This window comes from Limnohabitans sp. 2KL-51 (assembly GCF_003063645.1).
GTDB lineage: Bacteria > Pseudomonadota > Gammaproteobacteria > Burkholderiales > Burkholderiaceae_C > Limnohabitans_A.
The window spans coordinates 12966-31075 of the sequence record NZ_NESJ01000015.1 but is presented as its reverse complement, the minus strand read 5'-3'; the positions used below and the strand labels follow the sequence as shown (position 1 = coordinate 31075).

Genomic DNA, 18110 nt, shown 5'->3' with positions numbered 1-18110 from the left:
GAATGACTTTGACCTGCCGCCCCGGCTGCGCCGCTTGCTGCACCGCACCCTCCATCTCCTCGCCCATCCCCGGCATGCCCAACGGCAAAACAGCGGGTGTGCCCTGCGTGCAACTTGACGAACAGCTGCGCTGCAAAATTTTTGGGCAACCCGAACGGCCTGCGGTGTGCGGGCAACTGCAAGCTTCGGTTGAGATGTGCGGGGCTGTAGAAGATGGCGGGGTGCACGCCCGGGCTTGGCTGATGCGGCTGGAGGAGTTGACGCGGCCGGGGTGATGGCTCGTCGATGATGTCAATCAGTGATTGACGCCAAGAATCCGCGAGATTCCCTCTTCGATCTTTGCCATGTCTGCATCTGAAATAGAACCAATCCTGTCGGCCAGTCGGGTTTTGTCGATGGAACGAATGTGTTCGCATCGCGCTACTGATCCACCTTTGAGCGCGACATTCAGAAACTCGATGGCGGGTGCCGAGGTTGAGAGTGGAACAACCACCACCGTTTTTCGTGCCTTGTTGAGTGGGTTGATGGAGAGAACCACAACAGGTCGGGTTTTTTGCAACTCTGAACCCACAGTCAGATCCAGTCTTGCCCAAAAGACGTCCCCCCGCTCGATTTCTTTCTTCACTTTTGGCATAAGGCAAGCAATTTGGCGTTGTCAAAAGTTTCGTTGGGGTCAAGACCGTCCATGAGGGTTGCGTCGAGCTCACTCACTTCCTGTGGATTGGCACGGTCAAACGCCTCTGCCTGGAGGGCGAGTTCATACATGTGTTCATCCACATTCGGAAGGTTTTCCTCCAGCAGCTTACGAACAAACTCGCTTCGCTGACGAGCAGGGATGGCGTTTCGAAAACGCCTTGCAACCTCTGTGGGAAGGCGGATGAGTACTTGAGTGGTCATGATGCTGAATATTCAATATTGATATCATTGGCATTCTATTTTGATCGCTCGCATAGTCAAGTCACCATTTTCTGGTGCCAACACAATTTCTCACCTGTATCCATCCAAAACTTGGCACATGCAACGTTTCTCAGTTTCGTTTGGCCCCGCCAATAGGTTCACAAACCAGTCACCAACAAGTCATCCCCCCACCCCGCTTGCCGCTAAGCTGAACCCCTTTTGCTGACCTGCGGAGCACAGCCATGGCGTTTGAGATTCCTTCCTTAAAAGACAGCGTTCACCCCGACGAATGGCAGCTGCGGCTGGACTTGGCCGCTTGTTACCGGCTGGTGGCGCTGTACGGCTGGAGCGATCTGGTGTTCACCCACATCAGCGCCAAGCTGCCCGAGTCGGTGGCAGGTCAGGACCACCAGTTTTTGATCAACCCCTATGGCCTGATGTTTGACGAGATCACCGCGTCCAGCCTGGTCAAGGTGGACATGCAGTGCAACAAGCTGCACGACAGCCCTTTCCCGGTCAACCCGGCCGGCTTTGTGATCCACAGCGCGGTGCACGAAGCACGACCCGATGCCGGCTGCGTGTTGCACACCCATACCCGAGCGGGCGTCGCAGTCAGTGCTCAAGCCCATGGCGTGCTGCCCATCAGCCAGCAAAGTACGTTTGTGCTGGCCTCGCTGGCCTACCATGGCTACGAGGGCGTGGCCATTCGCGACGACGAAAAACTGCGACTGCAGGCCGACTTGGGCGAAGCCAATTACCTGATGCTGCGCAACCACGGCCTGCTTACCGTGGGCAAAACCATCGCCGATGCGTTTTTGTCGATGTACACGTTTGAGAACACCTGCCGCATCCAGGTCGATGCGCTGGTTGGGCAGTCCGGCCCGAAAGACCTCACGGCGGTGGACCCCCAAATTCTGACTGGCGTAGCCACGGCCATGCGCGTGCAAACGGGCGGCCTGGGCGGTGCGTTTGTTTGGCCTTCGCTGCTGCGCAAACTGCAACGCGAAAGTCCTGATTACGCGAGCTGATTCCAGCGCAAGCCATATCTGCGCTACAACCCACGCCAATGATTCAATCTCGTTTTATCATCGCCACCCATGATCACCATTTCTCAAACACACACCCGCAAGGCCCTGTTTTTATTGCTGGGCTTGGGCTTCGTGCTCAGCGTCCAAGCCGGCCGACCTTTGACCGTGGACGATGCCAATGTGAACGACGTCGGCGAAGGTCATGTTGAAGGCTGGTGGACACGCGCACCCAACGGTTTGCGCAGCTGGACCGTTGCGCCTGCCTATGCGCCGATCCAGAACGTCGAGCTGAGCGCGGGCTTGGCGCGTGAACAAAAAACAGGGCTTGAGACCCAAAACATTCAGGCCAAGTTCCGCCTCACCCCGTCACAAGACAACGGCTGCAATGTGGGCGCCGTGTTGGGTGCTGCCCGCACCATGGGTGAGGCATCCAAAGGCTATGTGAACGCGCTGTTCACCTGCAACCACGCCAAGCTGGGCAGCCTGCACACCAATCTGGGGTTGGTTGATGTTTCCAGCAGCCAACGCATCGGCACTTGGGGCTTGGCCTGGGAGCGTGCATATGGTGACATCACCGCCCATGTGGAGCTTTATGGCCAACAACACGACAAACCCACTTGGGCCACGGGCTTGCGAACCAACATCCTGCCCAAGTTACAGCTCGATGGCAGCGTGGGCCGACAGGCCGGTCAAAACCTGGTGACGATCGGGACCAAGTGGATGTTCTGACCCGCGTGCACGCCTCATCCCAAGCCAATGGGTGAAGGCGCTCGCGTGACGATCAAGGTGAAGAGTTTTTCATAGGTCTCTGTAGGCCGGTATTGGCCCGTGAGAGGGTCGGCGTTTTCGGCAAACGCCGCGTCCAGCAGCTTCCAATCTTCCTCTGAAAAGCAACGTTCGGCTTCGGGCAGTATGACGTTTTCTTCCAGGTTCATGTGCTCCAGGTAAGCGTCGATGTATTGGCCCATGGCCTCTTCAAACGCGGCGCGTCTGCCCGGACCCAACAACTCCCAAGCCAGCAGCATGTGTTGCAGGTCGCGTGCGGCTTTTTCGCTGCGCATGTGGTCGCGTTCGAGCTTGTCCACAGCCCCCATGGTTTTGGGCGCGAGCTTCACGACTTTGGGAAACAGCAGATTCGACTCTTTGGGGTGGTGCAGGCGCTCTGGAAATTCGTCGATGTAGAACAACATGGCACGCAGCACATTGAAAAATTGACGATGGTCATCGGACGGCCCTTTTTCCACCATGAGCCGCATGGATTGCAGCATGGCGGCCAAGCTCGCGTGCTCGTCGCGGATGGTCTGAAGGGCGCTGTGGCGTTGCATGAAAACTCTCCGGAAGGTGAATGCCTTCACTTTGCGCGTTTGTCTCACGCCGCGTCATGACGCACATCAAGCAAATACGCCTTCAGGGTTTCCAGCGCTTGAGCAGCAGGGCATTGGCCATCACGCTCACCGAGCTGAGCGCCATGGCCGCGCCCGCCATCATGGGGTTGAGGTAGCCCAGCGCGGCCAAAGGGATGCCGGCCACGTTGTAGGCGAAGGCCCAAAACAAGTTTTGCCGGATCTTGGCCACGGTGCGGGCCGAGATGTCGAGCGCCGCGCCCACCAAGGCAACTTGGCCGCGCATGAGGGTGATGCCCGCGGCATGCATGGCCACATCGGTGCCGTTGCCCATGGCCATGCCCACATCGGCGGCGGCCAAGGCGGGCGCATCGTTCACCCCATCGCCCACCATGGCGACCACTTGGCCACCCGCACGCAGTTTTTGCACCTGCGCCGATTTGTCGCCAGGCAGCACATTGGCCAGCACTTCTCCGGCCTCGGGGCGCAAGCCCAAGCGACGTGCCATGGCTTCGGCGGCGGCTTGGTTGTCACCCGAAATCATCACCAGCTTCAAGCCGCGATCGCGCAACGCAGTCAAAGCTTGCGCAGCGCCCACTTTGGGCTCGTCGCCAAAACCCATCAGCAGCAGCGCCTGCAAACCCGCATCGGTGCGCTCTGCCAAAGCCGACAAGCTCGCGCCTTGCGCCTGCAAGGCGTCGATGTCTGGCTGCCACATGCCGATGTCCAAACCTTCTTCTTGCAGCCAACGCAAACTGCCCAGCATCAACTGCTTGCCATCCACCTTGGCCAATACGCCCTTGCCGGGCACGGCCTGCAGGTCTTGCGCGGCTGAGCCTGTCAAGCCCTGCTGTTCAGCCGCACTCACCACCGCTCGCGCCAAAGGGTGTTCACTGCCGTTTTGCACGCGTGCGGCCAAACCCAAAGCCGTTGTTGCATCGTGCCCGGGCGCCGGCACATAGGCCAGCAAGCGCGGTTGGCCCACGGTGAGCGTGCCCGTTTTGTCAAAGGCCACGGTTTGCACGCGGTGGGCCAATTCCAGCGCCTGCACGTCTTTGATCAAGATGCCGTGTTTGGCCGCCACACCCGTGCCCGCCATGATGGCCACAGGCGTGGCCAGGCCCAGGGCGCAAGGGCAGGCAATGACGAGCACGGCCACCGCGTGAATGAGCGCTGTCTCAAAGTCTGCCCCGGTCACCATCCACGCACCCAAGGTGAGCAGGGCGATCACCAGCACCACGGGCACAAACACTTCGGCCACTTTGTCCACCAGCCGCTGAATGGGCGCTTTGGCCGCTTGTGCGTCTTCCACCAAGCGGATGATGTGCGAGAGTACGGTTTCATGGCCCACGGCTGTCACGCGCATGAGCACACGCCCTTCGCCATTGATCGACCCGCCTGTCAGTGCCCCACCTATAGCTTTAGCCACGGGCAAGGGTTCTCCGGTCAGCATCGATTCGTCCACCTGGGTTTGCCCTTCCAACAATTCGCCGTCCAGCGGGAATCGCTCGCCGGGGCGCACCACGATGCGGTCGCCCACCAGAATTTCATCCACCGGCACATCGACTTCACCATCTTCACCCAACCAATGTGCCTTGTCAGGGCGCAAGGCGTGCAGGGCGCGGATCGCCTCAGTGGTCTGGCGCTTGGCACGCGTCTCCAGCCATTTGCCCAGCATCACCAAGGTGATGACCACGGCCGAGCCTTCAAAGTACAGGTGTGGCGCATGCCCGTCGTGCGCAGTGAGCCACAGCCAGACAGACAAGGCCCAGCCTGCGGTGGTGCCCAAGGACACCAACAAATCCATGTTGCCCGTGAGCGCCTTCAGCGCGTGCCAACCGGCTTTGTAAAAACGAGCGCCCAACACAAACTGCACAGGCGTAGCCAGTGCAAATTGCACCCAAGCGGGCAGCATCCAATGCTGCCCCCACAACCCGGCCAGCATGGGCAATACCAAAGGCGCAGTCAATAGCAGGCCCACCCCCACCGGCATGAAGCCCGCCCATGGTGATTCACGGCCTGCATCGGCTTGTGCTTCGGGTGTGCGGGGCTCGTAACCGGCGTCGCGCACAGCACGACGCAACCGTGCGTCAGTCACATCACCCGATGCCACTTCGATACGGGCCGATTCGGTGGCAAGGTTGACCGTGGCGCTGAGCACACCGGGTGTTTTTTTCAGGGCTTTTTCAACACGCGCCACACACGAGGCGCAGGTCATGCCGCCAATGCCTATGTCGTAGGTGCTTGGCGGGGCAGTCTTGATCTGTGTCATGGCATGAAGTTCTTGATGGTCTATGCTCAGACCAGACCCCAACGGGTCGTGTTCAGTTCATTGGAGAGGATGCATCATGAACCAAATTTTCAGGGTTGAGGGCATGACGTGTGGGCATTGCGAAAAAGCAGTCACCAAAGCTTTGCTGGCTTTGGATGCAAAGGCCAAGGTCGTGATCGATCGCTTACAAAACACCGTACAGGTGGATTCAGAAAAAAACCGTGAGGCTTTGGCCCAAGCCATTGCCGATGAAGGTTACCGCGTCAATGCTTGAATTTTTTGCAGAACAAAAATACCTGATCTTTACAAATCAGCACCATTCGGGCACAGCCCGGATACATGGGCGGATCACACTGCAGGCATCCCATCAACCCAAGGATGTTTCCATGAAATCGATTCGCACCACTTTGATCGCCACAGCCTTGATGGCCGGTCTGACCGGTCTGGCTTTGGCCCAAAACACCACGGCTCCTGCCGACAACGCCCGTGCTGGTCGCATGGAGAAAATGCGCGAGCACAAAGTCGAGCGCCACGCGCAGCATTTGACCGAGCTCAAGTCCAAACTGAACTTGCAAGCTGCTCAAGAGCCCGCGTGGAATACTTTCGCACAATCGATGCAGCTCTCAGCCCACATAGCGCGGCCCGAACGTGCAGCTTTTGAACAGATGACCACGCCCGAACGCCTGGACCAAATGCAGGCCATGAAAAAACAACGTGACGCGCACATGCAACAACGCGCCGATACGACCAAGGCTTTTTACGCCACCCTGAGCGCTGACCAAAAGCAAGTGTTTGATCAGGAAACCGCTCGCATGATGAAAGGTTCTGGCATGCACGCCATGAAACATTCAAACGGTCACGGCCACCATTGACTCTCCATGGGCACCACTCAACCAGTTTTTTTCTGGTGTGACTGATTCCAAAAGGCTGCTTCGCAGCCTTTTACCATTTGATGCAGGTCAAATTCTCAAATCGCCCGGTGGATAAGCTCGGTGGTATGAAACAAGCCTCCCCGCCTCCACACTATTCACCCAAGCCGCTACCCGAAAAGCCTCCGACTGGACGTGGAAGTTTGAACTTACCTGGGGTTCTGCCCATCAACGGCAAGCAACCCTTGTATTGGCTTTATTTGGGGCTGAAAGACATTTGTCATTCACCTTGGCTAAGCCTGGCGCACGGCCTGATCATGGCTCTGGGTGGTGGCATGATCACCTGGCTGGCACACGACCGGTTCTGGCTGCTGGCCAGTGCGGTGTCGGGTTTTTTGGTCGTTGCCCCGGTTTTGGCCACCAGCTTGTATGCCATGAGTCGCGCCATCGAAAGAAACGAAGCTGTGAACCTGCGGCTTTTGATCAAAACCTGGACGCAATGGCAAAGGCTGCAAAACAACGAACCTGTGAGTTACTGGTGTCTGGTGCGTTTTGGCTTGTTGCTGGCCATAGCGGGCACAGGCTGGGTCTTGACCTCATCGGCCCTGATCACTTTGTTGGCCCCGGTGGCTATCCACACTCCCATGGATTTCATTCGCCATGTGGTGCTCAGCCCAGACAGTTACCTGTTTGAGCTGTGGCTGATGCTGGGTGGCTTGATGGCCGCGCCGGTTTTTGCTTCCAGCGTAGTGGCCATGCCTTTGCTGCTCGACCGCCAACTCAACACCTTTCAAGCGGTATTGACCAGTTGGAAAGTGGTTCTGACCCATCCCATGCCCATGGTGCTGTGGGCGTTTTTGATCATGGGCCTGAGCATGATAGGCATTTTGAGCTTGTTCATCGGCTTGATCGTGATTGTGCCTATGCTGGGCCACGCTTCCTGGCATGCCTACCGCGATCTCGTTGATATCCGTGAAGTGCCCGAGCGCATACCCCGCCAGGAGACTGTGTGATGTGGAGTTTCACTGAAGAACAGTTCGCCTGGTTTGGCCTGACCATTGGTGTGAGCGCTTTCATGCTCTACATGCTGTTCATCGTTTTGCAGCTGGCCTGGGAGTCAAAAGCCGGGAAATTCGGCACCTTTGTCATCTTTCTGAGCCTGGCTTTCGGCATGTTGGGTTTTGTGGCCAAAGGGGTCATTCAATGGGTCATTGACAAATGAAAAGAGACTCGGGACAAAGCTGTGGATAAAAATAGCGCAACCCATGACTTATCCACAGCTTGATCCGATTTGTAAAAGTTGTTCATATCGGCGAAGCAATTCAAAAGCAGGGTCACCCACATGCTTGAAAGTACACCAAGTCCTTGTCAAAGCTCAACAAAAACAACTTGTCCACATCTTCACCATCCCCTTACTACTACAACTATTTAGAGATATAAAACATAAAGAGATAACAAAAAAACAAGTGCACTGTTAAAATTTGCGTCTTTTCCCCCTTAACGGCACCATGGCGATCGTTTCAGAAGACCCTTCAAACCCCTGTTACGAGATCAAAAGCGCTGACTTGTCACTGGTGGCTTTGGTCCTTAAAACAAGCGATATGGCCAAGGTTTCCCGCGCTTTTGCCGTTCAAATGGCTGAAAGTCCAGGGTTTTTTGACCACGATCCACTTGTCATTGATGTCAGTGGTTTAAGTTTGGTTGAACATGAAACCATCGATTTGAGCGCCCTGACGACCCTTTTAACGCAACACAGACTTGTGCCTTTGGCCATCAAAGGTGCTTCTGAAGCACTTTTGGATCTGGCCAAGGGGCTTGGCTTGGTTGAAGCATCCGATGCCCGTATTCGTCGTTCTATACCCCTTGCTGAGCCACAAACACCTCAAGAGCCTATGGCCGATGCATTCATCACATCACCTGCACTTTCTGTCGCGATGCGCATCGACAAGTCCTTGCGTTCTGGTCAACAGGTTTACGCCAAAGGACGGGATTTGATTGTGATGGGCATGGTCAATGCCGGTGCTGAAGTCATTGCCGATGGCCATATCCACGTTTACGGCACTTTGCGAGGAAAAGCGATTGCTGGCGCTAGAGGTAATACCGACGCACTGATTTTTGCGCAAGCGATGGAGCCAGAACTGATTTCCATTGCAGGTGTCTACCGCACCAGTGAAAATCTATTGTCCAAAGACCTTTTCGGCAAACCGGCCCTGGTTAGTTTGAACTCGGGTCCTGATGGGGACAAACTGCTGATCAATCCCTTGAAAAACTGATTTGTATTTTTTATTTTGTCGAAGAAAGTTTATCCATGGCAAAAATCGTTGTTGTGACCTCTGGCAAAGGCGGTGTGGGCAAGACTACAACCAGCGCCAGTTTTGCCACAGGCCTGGCTCTAAGAGGCTTTAAGACAGCTGTCATTGACTTTGATGTGGGGTTGCGCAATTTAGACCTGATCATGGGTTGCGAGCGTCGCGTGGTTTATGACCTGATCAATGTCATTCACGGCGAAGCCAATTTGAACCAAGCATTGATTAAAGACAAACAATGTGACAACCTTTTTGTTTTGGCTGCATCCCAGACTCGGGATAAAGATGCCCTTTCTCAAGAAGGCGTCGAAAGAGTACTGAACGACTTGCGCGACAAGGGTTTCGATTACATCGTTTGTGACTCGCCTGCCGGCATTGAAACCGGCGCTTTGATGGCCATGTATTTCGCTGACGAAGCTTTGGTGGTGACCAACCCTGAGGTATCTTCGGTGCGTGATTCAGACCGTATTTTGGGCATACTCGGCAGCAAGACCATGCGCGCCATTGAAGGTCTTGAACCCATCAAAGAGCATTTGCTGATCACACGCTATAACCCCAGTCGGGTAGAAGAGGGGCAAATGCTGTCCTTGCAAGATATACAGGACATTTTGCGCATCAAACTCCTGGGCGTCATCCCTGAAAGCGAAACTGTGTTGCAAGCTTCCAACCAAGGCACACCAGCCATTCACATGAACAGCAGTGATGTATCAGAAGCTTATAAGGATGTGATTGCACGCTTTTTGGGTGAAGACAAGCCCATGCGTTTCATCGATGTGGAAAAGGTGGGTTTCTTCAAACGTCTGTTTGGAGGCAAATAAATCATGTCTTTTCTTTCCTTCTTCTTGGGCGAAAAGAAGCAGACGGCCAATGTGGCCAAAGAACGCTTGCAAATCATCTTGGCACACGAACGCAGCGGTCGCAATGCTGCTGAACCCGATTACTTGCCTGATTTACAGCGTGAACTGGTGGCAGTGATCAGTAAATACATCAAGATCAACGTTGCAGACATCAAGGTCAACCTAGAGCGTCATGACAACCTTGAGGTGCTGGAAGTCAAAATCGAATTACCCGACTCGCGCTAAGCCTTATTTTTAGCTGCTTTTGAGCCGCTGTTACCATTTTTCTGATGCTGTGTTTCAAAATGCCATGGCCCCTTAATTAGGGCCAAGGCATTTTTATAGAGGGTCTAAAGATGCCCACAAGGAGCGTGCTGCGCGGATATTGCGTTCTTTGACGTGCCCATAGCCTTTGATGTTCTCTGGCACTTGGGCCACTTTGACCGCATGTGCATGGGTTTTTTCTGACAGTTGCATCAAGTGGCGCTCGATGTGCGCTGTGTATTCGCGGATCAGGGCACGCTCTGTCTGACGTTCTTCGGTTTTGCCAAAGTAATCGAGCGTGGTGCCGCGCAAACCCTTGAGCTTGGCCAAAAGTTTGAAGCCCGTGAGCATGACGGGGCCGAACTTTCTTTTGACCAATTCACCTTGGCTGTTGCGCTTGGACCAAAGCGGCGGGGCCAGGTGGTAATGGACTTTGAAGTCGCCCTCAAAACTGTTTTGAATGCGTTCCACGAATCCCGTTTGCGTGTGCAAACGGGCCACTTCGTATTCGTCTTTGTAGGCCATCAGGCGGTACAGTTGACGCGCTACTGTTTCGCTCAAAAGTGTTTTACCTAAAGGCGCTTCGGTGGTTTGTACGCGGCCCACGATGCTCTGGTAAAGCTGGGCATAGGCCGTGTCTTGGTAATCGGTCAATCGTGCCATGCGGTCAGCGATGAGGTCGTCCAAAGATTCACGCTTTTTGAACTGGATCACTTGCACGGGCTGCAGGGTTTGCATCAGCGCGTCGAGTTGGTGTGCCGCGTGACGGCCCCACTCGAAAGCGGCCAAGTTGTTTTTAATTTGTACATCATTGAGCTCAATGGCCCGCACCAAAGATTCACGGCGCAAAGGCACCCAGCCTTTTTGCCAGGCGTAGCCAAGCAGCATCGGGTTGACATAAATGGTGTCGCCCATGAGTTGTTTGGCCAGGGCATCGGCATCAAAAGCGCCAACGCCTGAAACGCCAACTTGCGCTGTGATTTCGGCCACGCATTGTTCGGCCGGGTTTTGCCAATTGCCATTTTTTACAAACGCAGCTGTGGGGGTGCTGTTGCTGTTCAGGGCCACATGGGTGCGACCTGCACGCATGCGCACAGTGGTTTCTTTGGAAGCACTGACGATGGGGTCGCAACCTATGATCAGGTCGGCAGCGGCCATGCTCACGCGGGTGGTCCGGATGTCGTTTTGGGTGTTGGCCACCAGGATGTGGCTCCAAGTGGCACCGCCTTTTTGGGCCAGACCTGCCGAGTCTTGTGTAACGATGCCTTTGCCCTCCATGTGCGCGGCCATACCGAGGAGCTGGCCAATGGTGATGACCCCTGTGCCCCCCACACCCGCCACCACCATGCCCCAAGGCTGGTTGATAAGCGGCAGTTCGGGCTCGGGCAGAACACCCAACGCGGCAGGATTTGGGGCCGCACTAGAGGAGGAAGCTTTCTTTTTGAAGGTGCCGCCTTCCACCGTGACAAAGCTCGGGCAAAAGCCCTTGAGGCAGCTGGTGTCCTTGTTGCAAGTGCTTTGGTTAATGGTGCGTTTGCGCCCCAAAGGTGTTTCAAGCGGTTCGACTGACAAGCAATTGGACTGCACGCTGCAATCGCCGCAGCCTTCGCAGACTTCTTCGTTGATCATCACGCGCACAGCCGGGTCCACCATGGTGCCGCGTTTGCGGCGGCGGCGCTTTTCTGTGGCACAGGTTTGGTCGTAAATGATGACGGATGTGCCTTTGATCTCTCGCATTTCGCGTTGGATGCGGTCGAGCTCATCGCGGTGAAACACGCGCACGCCTTCGACCAAAGCCACGCCCTCGTATTTCTCGGGTTCGTCGGTGACCACTACGATGCGTTGCGCACCTTCGGCTTTCATGCTCATGGCGATCTGCACCACGCTGTGGCCTTCAGATCGCTCACCTACGGGTTGGCCGCCCGTCATGGCGACAGCGTCGTTGTACAAAATTTTGTAGGTGATGTTCACACCCGAAGCTACGCTTTGGCGCACCGCCAGGATGCCGCTGTGGAAGTAAGTGCCGTCGCCAATGTTGGCAAAGATGTGCTGGTCGGTGCAAAAGGGCTGTTGCCCGCTCCATGGCACGCCTTCACCGCCCATCTGGGTGAAGCCCGTAGTGCTGCGGTCCATCCAGAGGCTCATGAAGTGGCAGCCAATGCCCGCCATCGCGCGTGAGCCTTCGGGCACTTTGGTGGAGGAGTTGTGTGGACAGCCCGAGCAAAACCAGGGTGTGCGTTCAGCGGCCGCACCCAAGTTCAGTGTTTGCAAGGATTTTTCTTTGGCATCTAGCACGGCCAGATGGGCATCGATGTGGGCGGTGGTGTCGGCATCCACGCCCAGTTTTTTCAGCCTCTTGGCAATGGCCCGCGCAATCAGCGCAGGTGTCAGGTCGGCGTTGGCTCGCAGCAAGGTGCGTTGTGTCGGATTGGGCGTTGACCATTCGCCCCCCGAGGTGTCGCCATCGGCTTCGTCGAACTTCCCCACAATGTTGGGGCGCACGTCGTCACGCCAGTTGTACAGCTCTTCCTTGATTTGGTACTCGATGACCTGGCGTTTTTCTTCGACCACCAAAATTTCGCGCAGACCGGTGGCGAATTCACGCGTGGTGTGCGCTTCGAGGGGCCAGACCACGCCAACCTTGTGTAATCGGATGCCCAAACGATGGCAGTTGGCGTCGTCCAGACCCAGATCGAGCAGGGCCTGGCGCGTGTCGTTAAAAGCCTTGCCGCTGGCGATCAGGCCGAACCGATCGTTCGGGCCCTGAATGACGTTGTGGTTGAGCTTGTTGGCGCGGATGTAGGCCAGTGCCGCGTACCACTTGTAGTCGAACAAACGAGCCTCTTGTTCCAGTGCGGTGTCGGGCCAACGAATGTGCACGCCGCCGGGCGGCATGACAAATTCGGGTAACACGATTTGCACGCGTTCAGGGTCGATGTGCGCGGTGGCGCTCGACTCAACGATTTCCTGAATCGTCTTCATGCCCGACCAAATGCCAGCAAAACGGCTCAGGGCAATGGCGTGCAGGCCTTGGTCCAGGATGTCTTGCACGCTGGCCGGAAAAAACACGGGCAGGCCGCAGGCCTTGAAGATGTGGTCGCTCTGGTGCGCGGCAGTCGAGCTTTTGGCCACATGGTCATCGCCTGCCACGGCCAGTACGCCGCCCCACGGCGTGGTGCCTGCCATGTTGGCGTGTTTGAACACGTCCGAGCAGCGGTCGACGCCCGGGCCCTTGCCGTACCAGATGCCGAACACGCCATCGAACTTGTTGGTGCCCGGTGGCGCAAAACCCAGTTGCTGAGTGCCCCACAAGGCGGTAGCGGCCAGCTCTTCGTTGACGCCGGGCTGAAACACGATGTGCTGGGCTTTGAGGTGGTCTTTGGCTTTCCAAAGCGACTGGTCGTAGCTGCCCAGCGGGGATCCTCGGTAACCGCTAATGAAGCCAGCGGTGTTTTTGCCTTGCAGCGCGTCGCGTTGGCGCTGCAGCATGGGCAGTTTGACCAAGGCCTGCACGCCACTCATGAACGCGCGACCTACATCCAAGCTGTATTTGTCGTCCAGCGTCACCGTTTCAAGAGCTTGGCGAATCGATTCGGGCAAGGGGGCGTTCATGGTCTGTCCTGCGGCTGAAATGGAATGCACAGTGTAGAGCGGGCCAGCCGACAAGTGCTTGCTTTCGGCGACAGGATTTGCCCTATGATTTGAAAGGATCTTTCGCAAAGAGGCTTATTTTGGAAACACTGGACAAATTTGACTGGGCGATATTGAATGAACTGCAAACCAACGGCCGTTTGACCAATGCCGAACTTGCGCAAAGGGTGGGGCTATCGGCTGCGCCTTGCTGGCGGCGTGTGCGGGCGCTGGAAGAGTCGGGTGTCATCCAAGGTTACCGCGCCGAAATAAACCGTCAGAAGGTAGGCTTGGACGTGTTGGCCTTTGTGCGCTTGGACGCTGAGCGCAACCGCGGCGACATCACGCGCCAACTGGAAGAGGCCATCTTGAAAATTCCTGAGGTCGTGTCTTGCCATTACATCAGCGGCACCGGCACCTTTGAGCTGCAGGTGGTCAGCAAAGACCTGAACACCTTCAGTCAGTTTGCGCGGGATGTGTTGCTTAATCTGCCCAATGTCAAAGATCTGCACACCAGCTTTTCATTGGGTGAGGTCAAGGCTGCTGGGGCCTTGCCTTTAAAGCCGTAAAAGACGATCAAAGGCAAACCTCGCAGCTCACGCGCCTGCTGGAGACGCGAATATGCCCCATGCAGGCCCTCTGGCGCTTGGGTCAGCGCCGGCATATTCATTCAAAGGGTCATGCAGAGGGCGCTCAGTCGATGGTGGCACCAGAGTCTTTGACGATCCTGGCCCAACGGGGCAAGTCGTCACGCACCAATTGGGCGAACTGCTCGGGGGTGGATTTGAAGAACTCACAACCCACGCCTGCCAGACGCTCCTGTACCTCTTTCGAGTCGAGTGCCTTGGCGATTTCAGCGTTGATCTGGTTGATGATCGCCTTGGGCGTTCCGGTCGGCGCAAACACGCCGTACCAAGGGGTGGCGCCAAAGTCTTTGATGGTTTCGCCTATGGTGGGGGCATCCGGCAACACAGGCAGGCGCTTGGGGTTGACCACGCCGAGCACTTTCATCCGGCCGGAACGGATGAATGCGATCGAAGAGGGCAGGCTCTGCACCGAGACCTGCACCTGCCCAGCCACCAGGTCGGTGGCTGCTGCTGCGGCCCCCTTGTAGGGCACATGGGTCAATTCGATGCCGGTGGCTTTGCCCAGCATCTCGCCGATCAGGTGGTTGAGGGTGCCGTTGCCAGCCGAACCAATGTTGATTTTGCCTGGTTGCTGCTTGGCCAGTGCGACCAGTTCGGCGGTGTTTCTGGCTGGGAAGCTCGGGTGGGCCACCAACACATACCCGGCCGTGGCGACGCTGCTGACCGGCTCGAAGTCCTTGACCGGATCGAAACCCGTGTTTTTGTAAAGCGCTGGATTGATGACCATTGCGCTGTCGGCGGTTAACAGTATGGTGTAACCATCAGGACGGGTCCGCGCAGCTGCTGCCGTGCCTACATTGCCCCCGGCGCCAGTGCGGTTCTCCACCAAAAAGGACTGTCCCGTCTGTTCGGTCAGCTTTTGTGCAAGCACCCGCGCGATCGTGTCGTTGGCACCACCGGCCGCCTGCGGCACGATGATGGTGACCGGTTTGGAGGGGAATTTGTCTTGTGCCAGCGCGGGCGCGCCAACGGCCAGAGACAGGCCTAGGGCCAGAAGGGTTCTGCGTTGCTGGAACAAGGGTAGTCTCCTTATTAAAAGGCAGGAAAGTAGGTGAAAACAGCGATTTAGGGTTCTTCGCAGATTAGCAGAAAACACGTTTGGTGGCGCTGACCATCGCTAGCGCTATATTGACTTGATGTCACCACACTTCATGCGAGCAGGGCACTAACCGCCACGCTGTTCTGGGCGTGTTTCCTGGGCGTTTGCTGTGCACTTCACCGAAAACACCCTGCCTGTAAAATAAGCAGCTTCAGCCTACCCCGTGGCAGGGGCGGCTCCATGGCGCAGGCGGCGCCCATTTTTTTGACCCTCCCAGGGCAGACTCTCATGCTTTACCCTCAAGAATTCGATGTGATCGTGGTCGGCGGCGGCCATGCCGGAACCGAGGCTGCCTTGGCCTCCGCCCGGATGGGTTGCAAAACTTTGCTTTTGACTCACAACATCGAGACGCTGGGCCAGATGAGTTGCAACCCGTCGATTGGCGGCATTGGCAAGGGCCATCTGGTCAAAGAGGTGGACGCGATGGGCGGCGCCATGGCGCTGGCCACTGACGAAGGCGGAATCCAGTTCCGAATCCTGAATTCCTCCAAAGGTCCGGCCGTGCGCGCTACCCGTGCCCAGGCCGACCGGATTTTGTACAAGGCCGCCATCCGCCGCATGCTGGAGAACCAGCCCAATTTGTGGCTGTTTCAGCAAGCTGTGGATGACTTGATGGTGGAGGGCGACCGGGTGGTGGGCGCTGTCACGCAGGTGGGCATCCGCTTCCGTTCGCGCACGGTGGTGTTGACCGCCGGCACGTTTTTGGACGGCAAGATCCATGTGGGCTTGCAAAACTACGCGGCGGGTCGTGCGGGCGATCCCCCAGCCGTTAGCTTGTCGGCGCGCTTGAAAGAACTGAAGCTGCCACAAGGGCGGCTGAAAACCGGCACACCGCCGCGCCTGGATGGCCGAACCATCGATTTTTCCAAGTGCTCCGAACAACCCGGTGATGGTGTTCCCGGTGGCATGAACCCTGAGGGTGGGGTGCCGGTGTTTAGTTTCATGGGTCAGGCCAGCATGCACCCGCAGCAAGTGCCGTGCTGGATCACCCACACCAACGAGCGCACACACGACATCATCCGCTCCGGTTTTGACCGCAGCCCCATGTTTACCGGGAAGATTGAGGGCGTGGGCCCGCGCTACTGCCCGAGCGTGGAAGACAAGATCAACCGCTTTGCCGACAAAGACAGCCACCAGATCTTTCTGGAGCCTGAAGGCTTGGCCACGCACGAGTATTACCCCAACGGCATTTCGACCAGTTTGCCGTTTGACATCCAGTACGAGCTGGTGCGCTCAATGAAAGGGCTGGAAAACTGCCACATCCTGCGCCCCGGTTACGCCATCGAATACGACTTTTTTGACCCCCGCTCACTAAAGAACAGTTTTGAGACGCGGCAGATTAACGGCTTGTTCTTTGCGGGCCAGATCAATGGCACCACCGGCTATGAAGAGGCGGCGGCTCAGGGCTTGTTTGCGGGCATCAATGCCGCGCTGCAATGCCGTGGCGAAGCCGCTTGGTTGCCAGCACGCGACCAAGCTTATTTGGGCGTCTTGGTCGACGACTTGGTGACCCAGGGCGTGACCGAGCCTTACCGCATGTTCACCAGCCGGGCCGAGTTCCGCCTGCAGCTGCGCGAAGACAATGCCGATGCGCGCCTCACCGAAGTGGGGCGCCAAATGGGCATGGTGGACGACGCCCGTTGGGATGCGTTCAGCCGCAAGCGCGATGCTGTTTCACGTGAAACAGAGCGCTTGAAATCCACCTGGGTGAACCCGCGTAACCTGCCTGCGGCCGAGTCTGAGCGGGTGCTGGGCAAGGCCATTGAGCACGAGCACAACCTGTTCGATTTGCTGCGAAGACCCAATGTCACATACCCGGCCCTCATGTCTTTGGACGAAGGACGCATGCTCAGTGCCGATGTTTCACGTGAAACGCTGGGCGAATTGAGCGAGTCGGTCATCGAACAGGTTGAGATTGCCGCCAAATATGCTGGTTACATCGACCGCCAAAGGGGCGAGGTGGAGCGGGCGGCGTTTTACGAGCACCTGCGCCTGCCAGAAAGTCTGGACTATATGCAGGTCTCTGCCTTGTCGATCGAGGCTCGCCAAAAGTTGGCCAAACACCGGCCTGAAACTTTGGGTCAAGCCTCGCGTATTTCGGGCATTACGCCTGCCAGCGTGTCTCTTCTGTTGATCCACTTGAAAAAGGGTGGCTTCAAGGGCTTCATGCAAGCTTCCGAGGAAGGCGTGCAGGCATGAGTCTGAGTCTGGAGGCGGGGCTGCGTGCGGGGGTCGAAGCCTTGGGCTTGGCTTTGTCGGACGCACAAATTAAACATTTGCTTGACTATTCGGCTCTGATCCAGAAATGGAACAAGGTCTACAACCTCACCGCGCTGCGCGACCCGGCGGACATGCTCACGCACCATCTGCTGGACAGCCTGACGGCCGTTTCTCCGTTGATCCGGCACACGCAAGGTCAGCCGATCAGGGTGCTGGACGTGGGCTCAGGCGGCGGCTTGCCCGGTGTGGTGCTGGCCATTTGCATGCCCGAACTGCAGTTGACTTGTGTCGACACCGTGGCCAAGAAAGCCGCATTTGTGCAGCAAGTAGCCGTGAGCCTGAAGCTGCCCAATTTGCGCGGCTTGCATGCGCGGGTCGAATCCCTGACCGATCCGTATCAGGTCATTTGCTCCCGTGCCTTTGCATCTTTGCATGATTTTGTGACCTGGTCCCGTTCGGCACTGGCCGAGGGCGGGGTGTGGATGGCCATGAAGGGCAAACACCCGCAAGTCGAAATAGGCGCTTTACCTGCTGATGTGAAAGTGTTTCACGTGGAACCATTGACCGTTCCGGGGCTGGATGTGGAGCGCTGCATGATTTGGATGAAGTCAGTTCAGTCGGACTAATCCTGAAACTAGAAGGAGCGACTGTGTCGCGCACACCGCAAAACAAGCCGTCAGGTCAGGGCAATACAGCAGG

19 protein-coding genes are annotated in these 18110 nt (G+C 56.9%); 13 read left to right on the top strand and 6 right to left on the bottom strand.

The genetic code is table 11. The features are described 5' to 3' along the window. The first annotated feature begins 2 nt into the window (after positions 1-2). Entirely contained in the window at positions 3-275 is a 273-nt protein-coding gene (locus B9Z49_RS15720) for a YkgJ family cysteine cluster protein (RefSeq protein ID WP_108354471.1), read from the top strand. Positions 276-295: 20 nt separating this feature from the next. Here the strand turns inward: B9Z49_RS15720 and B9Z49_RS15715 are convergent, their stop codons facing one another. Further along, on the bottom strand, positions 296-634 hold the full coding sequence (locus B9Z49_RS15715; protein ID WP_108354389.1) for a type II toxin-antitoxin system PemK/MazF family toxin: 339 nt from the start codon (positions 632-634) through the stop codon (positions 296-298). Next, entirely contained in the window at positions 622-897 is a 276-nt protein-coding gene (locus B9Z49_RS15710; protein ID WP_108354388.1) for a hypothetical protein, read from the bottom strand. Before B9Z49_RS15710 ends, B9Z49_RS15715 begins: the two co-directional genes overlap by 13 nt. Positions 898-1139: 242 nt before the next feature. Between B9Z49_RS15710 and B9Z49_RS15705 the strand changes: the two genes are divergently transcribed. Together B9Z49_RS15705 and B9Z49_RS15700 are read left to right on the top strand one after the other, a co-directional pair. Beyond that, positions 1140-1925: a class II aldolase/adducin family protein gene (locus tag B9Z49_RS15705; protein ID WP_108354387.1), complete on the top strand. Its 786-nt coding sequence runs from the start codon at positions 1140-1142 to the stop codon at positions 1923-1925. A 69-nt stretch (positions 1926-1994) separates the two neighbouring features. Further along, a complete protein-coding gene (locus tag B9Z49_RS15700) occupies positions 1995-2654 on the top strand; it encodes a hypothetical protein (protein WP_108354386.1) in 660 nt (219 codons plus the stop codon). 14 nt (positions 2655-2668) lie between these two features. Here B9Z49_RS15700 and B9Z49_RS15695 read toward each other — a convergent pair whose 3' ends face one another. Together B9Z49_RS15695 and B9Z49_RS15690 are read right to left on the bottom strand one after the other, a co-directional pair. Continuing rightward, the gene (locus B9Z49_RS15695) at positions 2669-3250 is read right to left on the bottom strand and encodes a hemerythrin domain-containing protein (protein WP_108354385.1); all 582 of its coding nucleotides are present in this window, start codon (positions 3248-3250) and stop codon (positions 2669-2671) included. A gap of 82 nt (positions 3251-3332) precedes the next feature. Beyond that, on the bottom strand, positions 3333-5540 hold the full coding sequence (locus B9Z49_RS15690) for a cation-translocating P-type ATPase (protein WP_108354384.1): 2208 nt from the start codon (positions 5538-5540) through the stop codon (positions 3333-3335). Between the two features lie 76 nt (positions 5541-5616). Here B9Z49_RS15690 and B9Z49_RS15685 point away from each other — a divergent pair, with 76 nt between their 5' ends. From B9Z49_RS15685 to minE, 7 genes are all read left to right on the top strand, one after another. After that, entirely contained in the window at positions 5617-5814 is a 198-nt protein-coding gene (locus B9Z49_RS15685; RefSeq protein ID WP_108354383.1) for a heavy-metal-associated domain-containing protein, read from the top strand. A 112-nt stretch (positions 5815-5926) separates the two neighbouring features. After that, complete coding sequence (locus tag B9Z49_RS15680) at positions 5927-6412, top strand: Spy/CpxP family protein refolding chaperone (RefSeq protein ID WP_158273521.1); 486 nt, start codon at positions 5927-5929, stop codon at positions 6410-6412. 125 nt (positions 6413-6537) lie between these two features. Next, positions 6538-7422, top strand: a complete 885-nt coding sequence (locus B9Z49_RS15675; protein ID WP_108354381.1) for a DUF2189 domain-containing protein — start codon at positions 6538-6540, stop codon at positions 7420-7422. Beyond that, a complete protein-coding gene (locus B9Z49_RS15670; protein WP_108354380.1) occupies positions 7422-7631 on the top strand; it encodes a DUF2788 domain-containing protein in 210 nt (69 codons plus the stop codon). Before B9Z49_RS15675 ends, B9Z49_RS15670 begins: the two co-directional genes overlap by 1 nt. A gap of 286 nt (positions 7632-7917) precedes the next feature. Beyond that, positions 7918-8682, top strand: a complete 765-nt coding sequence (gene minC / locus B9Z49_RS15665) for a septum site-determining protein MinC (protein WP_108354379.1) — start codon at positions 7918-7920, stop codon at positions 8680-8682. Positions 8683-8717: 35 nt separating this feature from the next. Continuing rightward, complete coding sequence (minD, locus tag B9Z49_RS15660; protein ID WP_108354378.1) at positions 8718-9533, top strand: septum site-determining protein MinD; 816 nt, start codon at positions 8718-8720, stop codon at positions 9531-9533. A 3-nt stretch (positions 9534-9536) separates the two neighbouring features. After that, entirely contained in the window at positions 9537-9797 is a 261-nt protein-coding gene (gene minE, locus B9Z49_RS15655) for a cell division topological specificity factor MinE (protein WP_108354377.1), read from the top strand. A gap of 93 nt (positions 9798-9890) precedes the next feature. Here minE and B9Z49_RS15650 read toward each other — a convergent pair whose 3' ends face one another. Then, the gene (locus tag B9Z49_RS15650; protein ID WP_108354376.1) at positions 9891-13427 is read right to left on the bottom strand and encodes an indolepyruvate ferredoxin oxidoreductase family protein; all 3537 of its coding nucleotides are present in this window, start codon (positions 13425-13427) and stop codon (positions 9891-9893) included. Positions 13428-13546: 119 nt separating this feature from the next. Here B9Z49_RS15650 and B9Z49_RS15645 point away from each other — a divergent pair, with 119 nt between their 5' ends. Then, positions 13547-14014, top strand: a complete 468-nt coding sequence (locus B9Z49_RS15645; RefSeq protein WP_108354375.1) for an Lrp/AsnC family transcriptional regulator — start codon at positions 13547-13549, stop codon at positions 14012-14014. Between the two features lie 124 nt (positions 14015-14138). On the opposite strand, the gene B9Z49_RS15640 is transcribed toward B9Z49_RS15645, so the two are convergent. After that, positions 14139-15110, bottom strand: a complete 972-nt coding sequence (locus B9Z49_RS15640) for a tripartite tricarboxylate transporter substrate binding protein (RefSeq protein WP_108354374.1) — start codon at positions 15108-15110, stop codon at positions 14139-14141. Positions 15111-15419: 309 nt separating this feature from the next. Between B9Z49_RS15640 and mnmG the strand changes: the two genes are divergently transcribed. Together mnmG and rsmG are read left to right on the top strand one after the other, a co-directional pair. After that, on the top strand, positions 15420-17390 hold the full coding sequence (mnmG, locus tag B9Z49_RS15635; protein ID WP_108354373.1) for a tRNA uridine-5-carboxymethylaminomethyl(34) synthesis enzyme MnmG: 1971 nt from the start codon (positions 15420-15422) through the stop codon (positions 17388-17390). Next, positions 17387-18037, top strand: a complete 651-nt coding sequence (gene rsmG, locus B9Z49_RS15630) for a 16S rRNA (guanine(527)-N(7))-methyltransferase RsmG (protein WP_108354372.1) — start codon at positions 17387-17389, stop codon at positions 18035-18037. Before mnmG ends, rsmG begins: the two co-directional genes overlap by 4 nt. Positions 18038-18110 lie beyond the last annotated feature (73 nt).